This is a genomic window from Sorangium sp. So ce1504, assembly GCF_051521635.1.
Taxonomy (GTDB): domain Bacteria; phylum Myxococcota_A; class Polyangia; order Polyangiales; family Polyangiaceae; genus Sorangium; species Sorangium cellulosum_B.
On record NZ_CP150365.1, the window covers coordinates 7,715,365 to 7,731,241 of the forward strand.

The 15,877-nt window shown below is 71.9% G+C and carries 11 protein-coding genes; 5 read left to right on the forward strand and 6 right to left on the reverse strand.

The genetic code is table 11. The features are described 5' to 3' along the window. Positions 1-244: 244 nt before the first annotated feature. Positions 245-1,216 carry an aldo/keto reductase gene (locus WMF39_RS28960; RefSeq protein ID WP_437739720.1) on the forward strand — a complete coding sequence of 324 codons (972 nt, stop codon included), beginning with the start codon at positions 245-247 and terminating at the stop codon, positions 1,214-1,216. Between the two features lie 152 nt (positions 1,217-1,368). Next, positions 1,369-2,331 carry an MBL fold metallo-hydrolase gene (locus WMF39_RS28965; RefSeq protein ID WP_437739721.1) on the forward strand — a complete coding sequence of 321 codons (963 nt, stop codon included), beginning with the start codon at positions 1,369-1,371 and terminating at the stop codon, positions 2,329-2,331. A gap of 264 nt (positions 2,332-2,595) precedes the next feature. On the opposite strand, the gene WMF39_RS28970 is transcribed toward WMF39_RS28965, so the two are convergent. The 4 genes from WMF39_RS28970 to miaB form a co-directional block, all read right to left on the reverse strand. Then, complete coding sequence (locus WMF39_RS28970) at positions 2,596-4,035, reverse strand: VanW family protein (protein WP_437739722.1); 1,440 nt, start codon at positions 4,033-4,035, stop codon at positions 2,596-2,598. A gap of 100 nt (positions 4,036-4,135) precedes the next feature. Next, complete coding sequence (gene thiS, locus WMF39_RS28975; protein WP_437739723.1) at positions 4,136-4,336, reverse strand: sulfur carrier protein ThiS; 201 nt, start codon at positions 4,334-4,336, stop codon at positions 4,136-4,138. Beyond that, a complete protein-coding gene (locus tag WMF39_RS28980; RefSeq protein ID WP_437293205.1) occupies positions 4,333-4,917 on the reverse strand; it encodes a gamma carbonic anhydrase family protein in 585 nt (194 codons plus the stop codon). The genes thiS and WMF39_RS28980 overlap by 4 nt, the downstream gene beginning before the upstream one ends. A gap of 1 nt (position 4,918) precedes the next feature. Then, entirely contained in the window at positions 4,919-6,415 is a 1,497-nt protein-coding gene (gene miaB, locus WMF39_RS28985; RefSeq protein ID WP_437739724.1) for a tRNA (N6-isopentenyl adenosine(37)-C2)-methylthiotransferase MiaB, read from the reverse strand. Between the two features lie 256 nt (positions 6,416-6,671). On the opposite strand from miaB, the gene WMF39_RS28990 reads away from it, so the two are divergent. The 3 genes from WMF39_RS28990 (at position 6,672) to WMF39_RS29000 (ending at position 10,426) form a co-directional block, all read left to right on the forward strand. Then, complete coding sequence (locus tag WMF39_RS28990) at positions 6,672-8,525, forward strand: AMP-dependent synthetase/ligase (protein WP_437739725.1); 1,854 nt, start codon at positions 6,672-6,674, stop codon at positions 8,523-8,525. A 154-nt stretch (positions 8,526-8,679) separates the two neighbouring features. Next, the gene (gene pip, locus WMF39_RS28995) at positions 8,680-9,642 is read left to right on the forward strand and encodes a prolyl aminopeptidase (protein ID WP_437739726.1); all 963 of its coding nucleotides are present in this window, start codon (positions 8,680-8,682) and stop codon (positions 9,640-9,642) included. A gap of 283 nt (positions 9,643-9,925) precedes the next feature. Next, entirely contained in the window at positions 9,926-10,426 is a 501-nt protein-coding gene (locus WMF39_RS29000) for a host attachment protein (protein ID WP_437739727.1), read from the forward strand. On the opposite strand, the gene WMF39_RS29005 is transcribed toward WMF39_RS29000, so the two are convergent. Then, the gene (locus WMF39_RS29005) at positions 10,392-11,888 is read right to left on the reverse strand and encodes an OmpP1/FadL family transporter (RefSeq protein ID WP_437739728.1); all 1,497 of its coding nucleotides are present in this window, start codon (positions 11,886-11,888) and stop codon (positions 10,392-10,394) included. The two genes, WMF39_RS29000 and WMF39_RS29005, sit on opposite strands and share 35 nt — an antisense overlap. A gap of 5 nt (positions 11,889-11,893) precedes the next feature. Continuing rightward, entirely contained in the window at positions 11,894-15,763 is a 3,870-nt protein-coding gene (locus WMF39_RS29010) for a hypothetical protein (RefSeq protein ID WP_437739729.1), read from the reverse strand. Positions 15,764-15,877 lie beyond the last annotated feature (114 nt).

The following is a 15,877-nucleotide window of genomic DNA, read 5'->3' on the forward strand; positions in this document are numbered from 1 at the left end:
CGGCGAGCGAGCATAAGTGAAGCACCGTTGCGCATCAAGGAAGCGGCCCTCCGCGCTGGATCCGCGCTGCCGCCACGCCGCGACAAGGTGTCCGGCGCGGCGCGCGGTGCCTGTTGCGCGCCACACGCCGCGCGCCGCCGCCCGTCGGGCCGGCTCATGACCGCGCGACTCCGGCGAAACCCTACGACGCGTTCCGCCCTGGGGCGTGGACGGCCGGCGGAGCGCGTTGCTACCCTCCGGCGCCATGGACTACCGCAATCTCGGACGCACCGGCCTGAAGGTCAGCCCCCTCTGCCTCGGCACGATGAACTTCGGCCCGGAGACCAGCGAGCCCGACAGCTTCGCCATCATGGACCGAGCGCTCGGACACGGGATCAACTTCTTCGACACAGCCAACGTCTACGGGCGGAAGCGCGGAGAGGGGATCACCGAGCAGATCGTCGGGCGCTGGATCGCCCAGGGCGACGGGCGCCGGGACCGCATCGTGCTCGCCACGAAGGTCTACGGCCTCATGGGCGATGGGCCGAACGACAGGAGGCTCTCGGCCTATCACATCCGGCGCGCCTGCGAGGCGAGCCTGCGCCGCCTGCAGACAGACCATATCGACCTCTACCAGATGCACCACATCGACCGCGAGACGCCCTGGGACGAGATCTGGCAGGCGATGGAGCAGCTCGTCCGCGAGGGGAAGGTCCTCTATGTCGGCAGCAGCAACTTCGCTGGATGGCAGATCGCGCAGGCGAACGGCCTCGCGGCGCAGCGGCACTTCCTCGGCCTCGTCTCGGAGCAGAGCCTGTACAACCTCAACGCGCGCACCGTCGAGCTGGAGGTCCTGCCCGCGTGCCGCGCGCTCGGCCTCGCCGTCCTGCCCTGGAGCCCGCTCGCCGGCGGGCTGCTCGGCGGCGCCCTCCAGAAGGCGCGCGAGGGCCGGCGCTCCTCCGCCGACGCGCAGGCGCGCATCGAGAAGAACCGCGCCAAGCTGGAGGCGTACGAGGCGTTCTGCGCCGAGATCGGAGAGCGGCCCGCCGACGTGGCCGTGGCCTGGCTGCTCCGGAACCCCGTCGTGACGTCGCCCATCCTCGGCCCGCGCACCGCCGAGCAGCTCGACGGGAGCCTGCGCGCCCTCGAGATCACGCTGACGCCGGAGCACCTCGGGCGGCTCGACGCGATGTTCCCCGGCCCCGGCGGCGAGGCGCCGGAGGCCTACGCGTGGTGACGACGACCGCGACCGCCTCCTGACAAATCCCCCGGGCCCCCTCGCTCACGGCGGCGTGCGGGGGTTGATTTCGATTCCATGGCGGCCAGCGGATGGCCTACCTTCGAGGCTCGGAGAAGCGCCGGGCGGCGCCCGGGAACGAGGGAGTGGCCATGAGCCGATGGCGGTATGAACGAGGGCTGGAGGACATCGGCAATGGCTGCTTTGCCTATCTCCAGCCGGCCGGAACCTGGGGCCTCAGCAACGCGGGGCTCGTCACCTCGGACGGCGAGGCCCTGCTCGTCGACACGCTCTTCGACCTGAAGCGCACGCGCGAGATGCTCGACGCCATGCGCGCGGCGGCCCCCGCCGCGGCGCGGATAGGCACCGTCGTGAACACCCACGCGAACGGCGACCATTGCTACGGCAACGCGCTCGTCGAGGGCGCGATCCTCATCGCCACGCGCGCCGGCGCCGCCGAGATGGACGAGGTCCCCGCGCCGATGCTGGCCATGCTGATGCGACAGGCGCGCAGCGGCGCCGCGGGCGCGCTGGGTGAGTACCTCGTCCACTGCTTCGGCGCCTTCGACTTCGACGGGATCGCCCCCACGCCGCCGACCCGGGTGTTCGACGGGGAGCTGACCGTCGCGGTCGGGGGCAAGGAGGTCCGCCTCATCGAGGTGGGCCCCTCGCACACGAAGGGCGATCTGCTCGTGCACGTGCCGGCGGACCGGGTGATCTACACGGGAGACGTCCTCTTCATCGACGCGACGCCGATCATGTGGGCAGGGCCCGTCGGCAACTGGCTCAAGGCCTGCGACATCCTCCTCGCGGCCGACGTCGACGTCATCGTGCCGGGGCATGGCCCCATCACGGATCGCGCGGGTGTGCGCGCGGTCCGCGACTATCTCGTGTACATCCGCGACGAGGCCCGGCGCCGCTACGACGCCGGCATGCCCCCGGCGGACGCCGCCCGCGACATCGCGCTCGCCGACTACGCGAGCTGGAGCGACGCCGAGCGCATCGTGGTCAACGTGCACACGCTCTACCGCGAGTTCAGCGGCGGGAAGCTCCCCTCGCCGGGCCCGATCGAGCTCTTCGGCCTCATGGCCGAGCTCGCGCGTCGGCCACGTTGAGCGAGCCAGAAGAAGATGACGATCATCATGAGTCTGTCGTCGCGAGCAGCGAAGTTAAGCTAAGCGAAGATCACGCCCGTCGTCGTCCCTGGCAGCAGGCGATCCTCGGCGCATCGGCCGCGCACAGAGGGGCGCCGCCCGCCGCCATGGACACAGAGTTTCCCCTGAGGACGATTCCTGGTCAAGCGACGCCAGGGGCGCGCGGACAGCCAATGTCCTTGCCGTCGCGCCGGCGTTCGAGGGGTCCGGCGCCCTCGAACGGGCTCACATCGAGTAGGCGCCGCCCTGCCCCGCCGCAGCGGGGGCCTCGGCGGGGGACTCCCCCTCGCGGAGCTCTTCCACCGCCTTCGCGTGCTCGGAGAGCGCCGGCAGCGCCTGCGGGTCGTAGTCGGGCGCGACCCAGAACACCTCTGGCGCGGGCCTGTACTCGCTCGAATAGCTGCGCTCCGAGGCCCTGCCGTCCTTGTAACGGACGGTGACAAAGGACCTCACGTCGTAGCCGCACGAGCCCTTCTGGTGGCGCTTCACCTTGCCCTCGGCGAGCTCGGACTTCACGTAGATGCGCCGGATGAAATCGTCGGTGTGCTCCGCCGAGACGTGGTGTTCGACCTCCGCCACGGGGTCTCCGCCCAGGATCTCGACGCGGAGCACCGTCGGCTCGGGGAGATACGCGTGGATCATGATCGGGAACGGGAGCGTGTTCTTGATCTTCAGGTCCGACTCCGGGTAGGTCACCATCGCGTCGAGCCCCATGGGGATGTAGGCGCTCGGGCGGGAGTGGCTCTGGCGGTCCGGCGTGTCGAGCGCGCCGAAGAGCGACGCGGCGTAGAGCGTGCTCGAGACCTGACACGTCCCCCCGCCGTAGCCGGGGACGGTCTCGTCCCCCAGGATCTCCGGGGCGATCGTGAACCCGTTCTTGGCCGTCCGGGGGCCGACATGGGCGTTGAACGAGAAGGTATCGCCCGGGGCCAGGATGGTGCCGTCGATCTTGGAGGCGGCGTTCCTGATGTTGCGGGCGCGCCCCGCCTCCTTGCCGTGCTGCTTGAACTTCGTCTCGTAGGCCGCGACGACCCTGGTGACGTCGACGCTCACCAGGTCGGCGACGACGACCTGCGGCAAGATCTGCCGGACGGCGAGCTCGATGAGCTCCTCGTCGCCGTGCTCCCCGGCCCGCAGCGCCGCGAGGGAGGCGTCGACATCGAGCGCCCGGCCGGCCTGCTCCGGGATCTTGCGCCGGTTCGCGAGGTCGAGCCGCGCGTCCACGGGCGCCCGGTAGATCTGCGGAGCGAGCTGCTCGAGGAACACCCGCGCCCGCGGCTCATCGACGGCCCAGGCGAGCGGCACGTCGATCTCGCCGCGCCGCGCTCCTCGAGCCTCGCGGAGCCGCCGCGCCCAGGGCCCCTCGTGGCCGACGCGCTGCGCCGCCGCGAGCGTCTCGTCGACGTCGACCTCGACGCCCGCCTCACCGAGCGTGACGGTGAGCTCCACGTCGTCGTGGCGCAGCCGGACCACGCGCTCGCGAAGCGCGTCACGCCGCGCCGCGAGCCAGGCCGCCGGCGCGGCGCCGTCCGGCAGGAAGCGCTCGCCGACCGAGAGGCCGTGGACCACCGGAGAGGCCGGCAACACATGGCGCACCCCCATGGCGGCACCCACGCCGGCCGACCCGCCGAGCGCCAAGACCAGAACGAGGGCCCTCGTATCCACGGCAGCTCGCCATGGTAGCCGGATCGCGGACGATCTGGAAGATCGCTAGACCGTTGAGAAGAGAAAAAACCGTCAGAACGCCAAGATCGCCGAGGCGATCTCAGCCGCCGCCGACGAAATGGACGATCTCGATCACGTCCCCCTCGGCGAGCTCGGCGGCCGTGTGCTCGGCGCGCGGTATCACCTCGCCGTTGCGCTCCACCGCCACCGGCCCCTCGGTCAGCCCGAGCAGCTCGACGAGCCTCCGCACCGTGAGCGCCGCCGGCACGTCGCGCGCTTCCCCGTTCACCGTGATGTTCATGGCTTCCTCACCTCTCGCATCACCAAGCGCGCCGCGACCTCCGGCGGCTCGACGGCCTCCCCGGCGAGCGCCGCCCGGAAGCGCCGCGCGTTCTCCACGTAGCCCGCGGCGCCCAGCTTCCCGAGCTCGGCCTGGTCCGGCCGCACCTCGCCCACCACCCGGGCCGGGTTGCCGCGCACCATCGAGCGCGGCGGGATCACCCGCCCCGGCGGCACCACCGCGCCCGCCGCGATCACCGAGCACTCGCCGATCTCGACGTTGTCGAGCACGATGCTGCCCATCCCGATCAGGCACCCGTCCCCGACGCGGCAGCCGTGGAGGATCGCGCTGTGCCCGATGGTCACGTCGGCGCCGACGATCGTCTGCGAGACGCCGCCCGTCAGGTGCAGGCATGCGAGATCCTGCACGTTGGTCCGCGGGCCGACGCGGATCGCGCCGATGTCCCCGCGCAGCACCGCGCCGAACCACACGCTCGCCTCGTCGCCGAGCTCGACGTCGCCGATCACCGTCGCGTTCGGCGCGAGGAACACGTCGCGCCCGAGCCGCGGGGACACCCCGCCGAGGTCGAGGACGAGCGCCACCTCAGCCGCCCTCGGCGGCGACCACCGGCAGCGAGCGCCGGGCGGGCCGCGGCTCCAGGCCGCCCCGCTGCCGCGGCCGGGCCGCGGCGCGCGCCGCCTCGGTGAGCTCGGCCTGCAGCGAGTGCTTGTTCGCCCGCGCGATCGAGACCTCGACGACCTCGCCGAGCAGATCGAGCTCCCCGGCGCCGTCGATGTGCGCGATCTCGTGGCGCCCCGTCCGGCCGGACCAGAGCGCACCGCCGGCTCCGCCGTGACCCCGCTCCTTGTCGCGCCCCTCGACGAGCACCTCCTGGGTCGTCCCCACGAGGGCCGACAGGTGGGCCGCGAGCAGCGCCTCGCTCTGCTCGAACAGGCGCGCGAGCCGCTCGCCCTTCACGCCCTCGGGCACGTCGTCCGGCAGCTTCAGCGCGGGCGTGTGCGGCCGGCGCGAGTACTTGAAGCCGAACAGCCCCTTGAACCCCACCTCGCGCACGAGCGACAGCGTCGCCGCGAAGTCGTCCTCCGTCTCGCCCGGGAAGCCGACGATGATGTCGGTCGAGAGCGTCAGCCCCGGGACCGCCTCGACGAGCGCCCGCGTCCTCGCGACGTACTCGGCGCGCGTGTAGCGGCGGATCATCCGCCGGAGGACCCGATCGCTGCCCGACTGCACCGGCATGTGCACGTGGCGCGGCAGCACCGGGAGCTCGGCGTGGGCGAGGACGAGCGAGGGCGTGAGGTGCCGCGGGTGCGGGCTCGTGTAGCGCAGGCGCGCGAGGCCGGGGACGTCGGCCGCGACGCGCCGTAGCAGCGCCGCGAACTCGCTCTCGTCCGGGTCGTCCGCGCTCGCGCCCGGGGCCCGCGGCAGCGCGCCGAGCGGGTCGCGGTAGCTGTTCACCGTCTGGCCGAGCAGCGTGACCTCGCGCGTCCCCGCGGCCACGAGCGCCGCGATCTCGGCGACGATCTCGTCGCTCGGCCGGTACCGCTCCGGCCCGCGGGTGTGGGGGACGATGCAGAACGAGCAGCGCTCGTCGCAGCCCTTCATGATGGTCACGAACGCCGTCGGCGCGGCGCGCGGCGAGGAGGAGGACGAGGGCGACGGCGGCGACGCGACGAGGAACCGGGGCGCGTCGAGGTCGAACACCGTGCGCGCGATCGGCAGCCCACCGATCGCGAGGTCGCCGAGCAGGCCGGGCAGCTCCGGGATGTTGTCGGGCCCCACCACGACGTCGATCGCGCGCATCTGCTTGAGGAGGCGCTCCCCCTCCTGCTGCGCCACGCAGCCCGCCACGACGAGCACCCGGTCCGCGCGCTCCCGCTTCCAGCGCGCGAGCCGCCCCACCTCGCTCCGCAGCTTCTGCTCGGCCTTCTCGCGCACGCTGCACGTGTTGAGCACGAGCACGTCCGCCTCGTCGGCGCTGCCGGCCTCCGTGTAGCCGGCGCAACGGAGCACGTCGTGCATCCGCTCGGAGTCGTGCACGTTCATCTGGCAGCCGAACGTCGTGATGGAATACCGGGGCATCGAGGCGATGAACGCTCTAACAGAAGGGGCCCGAGGCCGCCACCTCGCGCGCCAGGAGCCCCGCCGTCGACGCCGCGCCGCGCGAGCGCTCCCGCTCCCCCCATCGTCAACCCCGCGCGGGCACCGCCGACCCCGCGCCGATCGACGCGCGCGGGGCCGCTCCAGCGTCGGCGCGACAACATCCGGCGCCACGTGCCGCCAAAAGGACACTGACGCGGCGCAGTACCATGTTAACAATCGGGTCGGGAGGTGACCGATGGCGAAACTGGAGAACCTGGTAGACCTGCTCGATCGCGCGCTGAAGCTTCATGGCCACCGGCCGCTGTTCGGCACGAAGACCGATGGCCGCTGGGACTGGATCACGTATGCGGAGTTCGGGCAGCTCGTCGCCAGGTTCCGCGGTGGGCTGGCGTCGCTCGGCGTCCAGCGGGGGGATCGGGTGGCCCTCATCTCCAACAACCGCGTCGAGTGGGCGGTCTCGGCGTACGCCTGCTTCAGCATGGGAGTCGCCGTCGTGCCGATGTACGAGGCGCAGCTCCCGAGCGAGTGGGCGTTCATCATCAACGATTGCGAGGCCGTGGCCGCGATCGTCGCCACGCCGCAGATCTACGGTAAATGCAAGGATCTCGCCGAGAAGGCGCCCTCGCTGAAGCACGTTGTCTGTCTGTTCGACCCCGACGGGGCGAGGGACGGCGTCCCCGGGGCGAAGACCAGCTCGTACAAGGAGCTCCTCGCCGCGGGCGAGGGGAGCCCGGCCCCGGTCATCCAGCCGACATCGAAGGACACGGCGTGCCTCATCTACACGTCGGGCACGACCGGCAACCCCAAGGGGGTGATCCTGTCGCACGGCAACATCGCCTCCAACGTCTGCGCGGTGCTGGATCTCATCCCCTTCGGCGGCGGCGATCGGAGCCTGTCGTTCCTCCCTTGGGCCCATTCGTTCGGCCACACCGGCGAGCTCCACGTGATGATCACGGTGGGCGCGTCGATGGCGCTGAGCGAGTCGGTCGACAAGATCCTCGCGAACCTCGGCGAGGTGCGCCCCACCGTGCTGATGAGCGTCCCGCGGATCTTCAACCGCATCTACGAGGGCGTGCAGAAGAAGATGGCGGGGAAGCCCGCCGTCATCCAGGCCCTGTTCCGCGCCGGGATGCGCGCCGCGACGAAGAAGCAGAAGGGCGAGCCCCTCGGCCTCGTCGAGCGGCTCGCGCTCGTCGCGGCGGACCGCGTCATCTTCTCGAAGATACGCGCCAGTATCGGCGGCAAGCTGAAGTACGCCATCAGCGGCGGGGCGGCGCTCGCCTATCAGGTGGCCGAGTTCGTCGACGCGCTCGGCATCACCGTCTACGAGGGCTACGGCCTCACGGAGACATCGCCCGTCGCCACCGTGAACTACCCGGGGGCCCGCCGTCTCGGCAGCGTGGGCAAGCCGATCCCGGGCGTGAAGATCGTCATCGACAGGTCGGAGACGCACGATCCGAAGCAGGGAGAGATCGTCGTCTACGGCCCGAACGTCATGGTGGGCTATTACAAGCGCGACGAGGAGAACAAGGCCGTCTTCACGGAGGATGGCGGCTTCCGCACAGGCGATCTGGGCTACCTCGACGACGACGGCTACCTCTTCGTCACGGGCCGCATCAAGGAGCAGTACAAGCTGGAGAACGGCAAGTACGTCGCGCCGGCCCCGCTCGAGGAGAAGATCAAGCTGTCTCCGCTGATCAACGGCGCGATGATCTACGGCGACAACCGCCCCTTCAACGTGGCGGTGATCGCGCCCGAGATGGCGGCGCTCACGGAATGGGCGCGGGCCGAGGGGCTCTCGTTCGAGTCGACGGAGGCGATGCTGAAGCACCCGCGGGTGGTCGCGCACGTCCAGGCGGAGGTCGACAGGTACGCGTCTGATTTCAAGTCCTTCGAGAAGATCAAGCAGATCGCCCTCACGGCCGAGGATTTCACGGCGGAGAACGGGATGCTCACGCCGACCCTGAAGCTGAAGCGGCGCGTGGCGCTCCAGAAGTACGGGCCCGCGCTCGAGGCGCTCTACGGCGGCGCGGGCGGCGCGGGCGGCGCGGAGAAGACCGCTGCGCGCGACGCCGCGCAGCCCGGCTGAGCCTCCCGCGCCCCCCGACCGGCGGTCCCCCGCCGCGACCTGCCGTCCCCCCCCCGTCCACGCCCTCTCCCCTCCCGGCGCGCCTTCGCGTACGCTGGACGCGCCGGCGCGCGCGACGCGCGACGCGCGACGTCGACCGACGAACGGGAGCGGCATGACGACGACAGGCACCCGGAGGCGAACGCTGTATCCCGAGATCGAGCCGTACCGCGCCGGGAGGCTGCGCGTCTCCGATCTTCACGAGATCTATTTCGAGGAGTCGGGCAATCCGCGCGGCAAACCGGTGGTCTTCGTGCACGGCGGCCCCGGGGGCGGCACGGAGCCGAAGCAGCGGAGCTTCTTCGACCCGGCCGCCTACCGGATCGTGCTCTTCGACCAGCGGGGCTGCGGCAGGAGCACGCCGTACGCGTGCCTGGAGGAGAACACCACCTGGCACCTCGTCGAGGACATGGAGAAGCTCCGCGAGCACCTCGGGATCGAGCGCTGGCAGGTGTTCGGCGGCTCGTGGGGGAGCACGCTGTCGCTGGCCTACGCCGAGCGCCACCCGGAGCGGGTGACGGAGCTCGTGCTGCGCGGCATCTTCCTCCTGCGGAAGCAGGAGCTCGACTGGTTCTATCAGCGGGGCGCGAGCGCCATCTTCCCCGACGCGTGGGAGGAGTACCTCGCGTTCATCCCCGAGCCCGAGCGGGACGACCTGCTCACGGCGTACCACCGGCGCCTCACGAGCCCGGACCCCGGGTTGCAGCAGCGGGCGGCGCGCGCGTGGAGCGTCTGGGAGGGGCGGACGAGCTGCCTGTTCACGAACCATGAGCTCGTCGCGAAGACGTCAGGTGATGAGTTCGCCCTCGCGTTCGCCCGGATCGAGTGCCACTATTTCATGAACAAGGGGTTCTTCACGACGGAGACGCAGCTGCTCGACGACGTGCGCCGGATCCGCCATATCCCGACCGTCATCGTGCAGGGCCGCTACGATGTGGTCTGTCCGCCCGAGAGCGCGTGGGCGCTCCACCGCGCGTTCCCCGAGTCCGATCTGCGCATCGTGGCGGACGCAGGGCACTCGGCGATGGAGCCGGGCATCCTGCACGAGCTGGTCGAGGCGACCGACCGGTTCCGTTGACCCGCGGGCAACGAGCGCGGCCGCGGCGGCGCGGCCGAGCTCGCTGGACATACCCGGTACACCAAACACTGTATTTCGCGGTCAACCACCTCCCGAGAGCCGATCGCCCCCTCTCGCTCTCCACGAATTCAGGCCGCGCGCAGGTTGTTGAGTCTGCCGGAGCCTGCCTCTCGGGGTGCGATCCGGCCGAATTATATCGGACTTGGCTCTCCGGCCGCTTGCGCCGCGTGGGGTCGGTCTTTAACGTAGACAAAGGGAATGGTTGATTCCCTCGTGGAGGCTTATGGCGAAAAAGGCAGCACGGAAGACATGGATCCTGGTCTCCGACGCAAGCCGTGCCCAGCTCTATCGTGAAGAGCCTGCGGGCAAGGGCTTCACCCTGCTCGAGTCATACAACCATGACGAGAGCCGGGCGCGCGTGCGGGATCTGATGGCCGACGCGCACGGCCGCAAGCCGAACGGTACCTCCGGTGGGAACGCCAGCCCCGGCGGCGGCCCGGGGGGTCAGTACCTCGGCCGTCCCGGCGCCGCCCCCGACACCGATCCCAAGGAGGTCGAGAAGCAGAAGTTCGCCCAGGAGCTCGCGGAGGTGCTGGAGAAGGGTCTGAACGAGCACGCCTACGAGACGCTGGTGCTCGTCGCGCCGCCGCATTTCCTCGGCCTGCTCCGCGGCACGGTGAGCAAGCAGGTCAGTAACCACATCGAGACGAGCGTGGACAAGGACCTGAGCTGGCTGGACGGCCCCCGGCTCACGGAGCGGCTGCGCGAGCTGCGGGCCGGATAACGCCGCTCCCGGCTGCCTCGAACGTGTAGGCGACGCCGAGCCCGACGACGTTCGCCCGGGCGCTGTAGGCGCCGCCGTTGATGGTGTTCGGGCTCTCCGGCGGATTGGCCCGCACCGGGCTCACCTGCGGGAGCCGCGCTTCCCTCGGATCGACCCTCACGTCCGCGGCGAACGCGTGCGCGTAGCTCGCGTCGAGGCGCCACCGGCCGAGGTGGACGCCGAGGCCGGCCGCCGTCGTCAGCTTCGTCGCGTCGATCGTCAGGACCGAAAGGTACCCGGGCGGGACGGCGCTCTGCTCGAGGCTCACGCCGGCGCGCAGATCCCACCGCGCGCCCGCGAGATCGAAGGAATACTCGCCCCCGAGCCTCGCCGAGAGCGAGCTCTCGAACCGCCGCGGGAACGAGACGGCTGGCACGCGGAACTCCTCCGGGAAGCCGGCGACGTTCCGGAGCACCACGCCGTCGGGCTCGACGAGGATGTCGTCGTGCATGCTCCAGCCCTCGACGCCGAGCCCGAGCTCCACGCGCAGGTCGTCCACGACCCGCGCCTCCACCCCGGCGCGGAGGATCCACGGCAGGTCGAACGCGACGTCGGCGTCCTCGCCCTCCTGGACGGCGCGCTCGAAGACGGGCGCCGCCGGGAGCCGCGCCCTGAATTTGGCGGGCGCGCGCACCCAGATGGGCAGCTGGAAGGCCAGGCCGACGCGCCAGCGCGGCGTCGGGACGAAGAGCGCCCCGAGCTGGCCCGTGGGCGCCACGATGGGCGCGACGCTGAGCTCGGAATGGATGTCCCACTCCGGATCTTCGGGCGCGCAGAACATCCGCTCCGGGAGGCACCCGGAGACCACCATCCGGCTGTTGAACGCGCCGACCAGCGCGCTGACCCCGGCGCCGAAGCGCCATGCGGGCGACGGCGCGTACGCCGCCCCGACCCCCACGAGGGCGAGCGCGGAGCCCTCGAGCGTGAGCAGCGCGTAGCGCTGGGGCGCCGGCATGCCGTTCACCTGCTCCGGATAGCTGGAGAGGGCCGCGTACGGCGCCCACATCCCGCCCCAGACGACCCACCGCGGATCGACCTTGAACGACGCCGCCAGCGTGGGGATCGGCAGCACCGGCGCGCTGCCGGTCACCGGCGCCATCGTCTGCACGAAGCTCGCGCCCGTCGGCTCGCCGGTGTTCGGGTCGACCTGCCGTACGATCGCCTGGCGCGTGTGCCGGCTGCGCCACTCGAAGAGCCCGACGTCGAACAGGACCTGGGTGCCGGCCTCGTAGACCCCCGCAGGGTTGTAGGCGATCGCCCCGAGATCGTCGCCGCCGGCGATGTATGCCCCGCCGCGGGACGACGGGCGGACGCCGCGGTCGGTGAAGTACAGCCCGGCGGCGCCGGCGTCGCCTGCGGGCAGGAGGAGCGCCCCCGCGGCGGACGCCACGGAGAGCACGGCGCGGATCGTGGGCGTTTGCACGTGGATCACTCGTGCGGCCGGTTCTTGACGATGGCGTAGATCTGCTCGAGCCCGCGGGTCTCGTCCGTCAGGAAGTCCCTGGCCGAGACAAAAAGCTGCCGGTAGTCCTCCGCCGTCAGCGGCGCGCCGCTCCCGGCCTCGATGCGGTTCACGTCCGCGAACGCGTCGAGGAACACGTCGAGCGGCGCTCGGCCGTCCGCCATCGGCGTCACCAGCGCCGGGAGCACGCGACCCATCGCGCGATATTTGTCGTAGCGATCGTCGTTGAGCGCCTTCAGCGCCTTGAGCCCCGCGTCGACCGCGCCCGGCCCGCCAGCGCCCCCCGCCGGGGTCAGCGCGGTCGACGCGGCCTTCAGGATCCGGCGCAAGGCGTCGTCGTCGGCGAGGAGCTGGAGGCCGTCGGCGAGCGTCGTCGGCAGCACCTGGAACGAGGCGCCGGCTGCGTCCGCGTCGAGCAGGTAGGTGAGGAACCGCTCGATCTCCCGCCGCGCCGGCTCGTGGGCGCGGACTGCCTCCATCACGTCGACGGCGGCGGCGAACAGCGGATGGCTCAGGAGGTCGCTCACCGTGGCGCCGAGCTCCTTCTGCGCCCAGGCGCACCGCCCCGTCGTCTCGCGATCGGGGCAGTGGGCGTTCAGCTGCTCGCGGAGGACGCGCAGGACGAGGGCGCCCATCCTCGGGAGCGCGCGGTTCTTGAACCGGGCCTCGGGCCCCGACCCCTCGACCGCGAGCAGCGCATCGACGAGCTCGTCCACGCCGCGCTTCCACTGGCCCTCTCGCTCGGCGGCGTCGGGCGCATTGCGCTGCGCGAAGCGCGCGTCGATGCCGTTCAGAGCGCCGGCGAGGAGGGTGAACACGGTGAGCTGGTCCTGGACCCGGCCATCCGCCCACGTGGCCTTCTTCTTCCCCCAGCGGTCGACCATGCCCACGCCGGCGGCGTAACGGGTGCTGAAGAGGATGCGCGCGAGCTTCTCGATGACCTGCGCCTTCGTCAGCGGCCGATCTGCCGCGGGGCCGCGCCGCACGGTCACGGACGTGTCGCGCGCCACCCGGGCGAACGCCACCGACGACGCCAGGACGTCCTCGGCCCGGAGCGCGTCGGCCATGAGCGGCTCGTAGCTGTTGACCCCTGCCTCCGAGCAGTACGCGGTGTTGGTCTCGGGCGAGCCGGCCTTGATGCACTCCGGCCCGTGCTCCTTGCCCGGCCAGTGGCGGTACGCCGTGCTGAAGAGATCGGTCAGGATCGCCTCGCCGGTGGTGCCGTGGTCGACGTCGGCGAACGCCTTCACGATGGGGCCCAGGTACGCGGCAAGCCCGAGCTGCTCCAGGAGGTAGGTCGTCCCCGGGTGGCGCACCCGGATCAGGTTCTCCGGGGAGCTGCACTCGTTCACGCCCAGCGCGTTCCTGGGGCAATGGATCGTGCCGGCCGGCTCGAGCGTCCCCGAGATGAACAGGTTCGTCGTCAGGTTCGCGCCGGCCCGGAAGGGATCCAGGTCCGGCAGCCCCGGGAACCTGGCCGAGTCCGCCCCGAAGTAGATGAGCCGGCTGAGCGCGGCCGGCGTGGGGTGGCTCGTCAGGCCGCCGATGCCGCTGGAGTCCACGAGCACCGAGTCGGTCACGAGCATCGCCAGGGCCGAGGGCTTCACCTCGAGCTCGGCCCGCTTCGGATCCCCGTCGGGGAGGAGCGAGTCGAGGTAGAAGGCCGCCAGGTCGTCGATCTGGAACAGCTCGCACTCGGCGAACTCGACGAAAGGCACCGTGACCTCGAAGGCGCTCACCACGGCGCCCTCCTTGTTGCACTGCCTGACGCCGGCGGTGTCGTGCATGAGCTGCATCAGCCGCTCCATGCCCGAGCGGTTGTCGCCGCCCCTCGGCTTCTTCGGGTCGACCGGCGTCTTCGGGGCCGCCGTCGACGGCGCCCCGACCGTGAGGTTGATGGCCGGGCCGTTCAGGTCCGACGGGTTGTACGCGTACTGGTCGCGGGTCGTGAGCATCGCCGCGATCGCGTCGCCCGCGTGCCGCGCGCTGCCGTGCGGGGTGAGGAGCGCGCCGCCCGCGATCGCCTCGAGCAAGCGCGCGACGAGCCCCGGCTGCTCCACGGCCCCGCCGAGCGCCGCCGCGAGCTCGTCCCAGAGCGGCGCCTCGTCATCGATCCGCGCGGGGGCCTCCTTGCCCTGGGCGGCCAGCCGGTCGTGCTCGCGGGCGACGTCCCGGATGCGCAGCGCCGCGGCGGTCATGCGCGCGAGCTCCGCCTCGCGGTTCTCGAGCAGATCGATGAGCGTGAGGAGGAGGACGTCCGAGTCCTTGTCGGCGAGCACCTGGCCGACCGCGTGCGCGAGGTCGGCGAGCGGCGAGTCCTCGCCGCGGAAGCGGCGGTACGACAGGCAGCCGTCGCACCGCTCGTCCGACGGCACGAGCCTGCCGCGGCGGACGTCGTAGCGGGCCTCCTCGCGGTCGCCGAAGAGCAGGTACGCGCCGGAGAGCGCGTACATGAGCCCTTCGTGCTCGGTCTTCCACGGCTCCGGATCGCCCTTGCCCGCGTACCGGGTCCCGTCGACGAGCGGCACGATCGACCGCAGCGCCGCGCCGAGGACGGTGCGGGAGGTGTCGACGTAGGCGTAGAGCTCCGGCGAGAGGCCCCCGAACGGGTCCCGCGGCGGCTCGGTGACGCCGGGGATGGCGAACGGCGGTTCGATCGCGAGCGGCGCGCCGGTCCGGTCCACGAACCTGCCGGACGCGTCGACGTCGGCGAGGCCGTCGCCGTCCGCGTCGGCGAACGGCGCGGGGACCCCATCCCCCTGGGGGAGGACCCACCCGCGCCCATCGCGGCGGGCGATGAAGATCGACGGCGGCGCGGCGAGCTCGGGGTGCTCCGCGAGCAGCGCCGCCTGCGCGAGCTCCAGGGCCGTGCGCGGGCGGCTCGGCTGCGCGGTGGCGGCGTCGATCGCGAGCGGCGCCCGCTCCGGCAGCGGCAGCGTGGCCAGCTCCTGCTCGCCGGCGGCGAGCAACGCCTGGAGCGCGGGCGCCCCCGGGCCGCCGGGGCCGAGCACGTCGAGCGCCGCCACGGTCATCGGGCGCAGCCCGGGGTACGCGAGCGCCGCGCCCGCCATGCCGAGCCCCACCTCCGCCGAGCGATAGCCCTGGCGCCCCCAGATGCTCGCGAGCGCACAGACGGGCGTTTCCTGCCCCTCTGCCCGGTCGCAGGCGATCGGCGCCCGCTCCCGCTGCCTCTTCTGGTCGCCCTCCTCTTCCTCCGGTCCCTCCGGCCTCGCGCTCTCCTCGCCGCCGTGGATGAGCGCGTCCAGGAGCCGGGCGATCCCCCGGGTCGACGCGGGCAGGACCGGCGGCCCCGCCGCGTCGAACGGGTTCGTCTCGTAGAGCGGCGCGAGGGTCTGCGAGAGGCTCAGGACGGCATCGTGCAGCCGGATCTTGCCGCCCCCCTCGCCGGGCGCGACGTTGTCGATCTCGATGTCCGGCACCGCGGCGTTGACGGCGTCCACGAGGGCGTTGCGCCACCGCGCCATGGCCTCCACCTTGGCCACGCCCAGCCTGCGCGCCTGCTCCGCCCGCTCGCCCGAGACCGGCGGGAGCAGCGAGACGTCGACCTCGTCCTCGTACCGGCCCTCGCGGTCGTAGTGACAGACACGCTGGTACGAGGCGCCCGTGGGGTCCTCGTGGAGGCTCGACGCGCCCACGCGGTCGCAGAGCATGCCGAAGACGTCGTCGCCCAGCCCGCCGCCCTCCGTGACCTTCGGAGGCGGCTTCCGCGTCGTGTCGAGCGGCTCGTGACACGAAGCGATCGCCCCGCCGGCCGCGATGAGCGCGACGAGCCGGAGTACGACAGCGGCCGAGGAACCCAGCGCGCGCCTGCGCATGACGACAACCTCCCCCAGTTCCCCCCAGGGTAGACGATTCCACCCCAGGTGCGTAGGGGCTTGGCGCGCCTGCGGGTGTCAGGTGGGTGGCGCCGGAGCGCGCGTTCTCCAGTT

What these genes read in the sequence shown, in the direction of transcription:
- miaB (WP_437739724.1), bottom strand. Translation starts at nt 6,415, where the DNA reads ATGCCCCGGTATTCCATCACGACGTTCGGCTGCCAGATGAACGTGCAC.
- thiS (WP_437739723.1), bottom strand. Translation starts at nt 4,336, where the DNA reads ATGAACATCACGGTGAACGGGGAAGCGCGCGACGTGCCGGCGGCGCTC.
- WMF39_RS29000 (WP_437739727.1), top strand. Translation starts at nt 9,926, where the DNA reads ATGGCGAAAAAGGCAGCACGGAAGACATGGATCCTGGTCTCCGACGCA.
- WMF39_RS28960 (WP_437739720.1), top strand. Translation starts at nt 245, where the DNA reads ATGGACTACCGCAATCTCGGACGCACCGGCCTGAAGGTCAGCCCCCTC.
- WMF39_RS28990 (WP_437739725.1), top strand. Translation starts at nt 6,672, where the DNA reads ATGGCGAAACTGGAGAACCTGGTAGACCTGCTCGATCGCGCGCTGAAG.
- WMF39_RS28965 (WP_437739721.1), top strand. Translation starts at nt 1,369, where the DNA reads ATGAGCCGATGGCGGTATGAACGAGGGCTGGAGGACATCGGCAATGGC.
- pip (WP_437739726.1), top strand. Translation starts at nt 8,680, where the DNA reads ATGACGACGACAGGCACCCGGAGGCGAACGCTGTATCCCGAGATCGAG.
- WMF39_RS29010 (WP_437739729.1), bottom strand. Translation starts at nt 15,763, where the DNA reads ATGCGCAGGCGCGCGCTGGGTTCCTCGGCCGCTGTCGTACTCCGGCTC.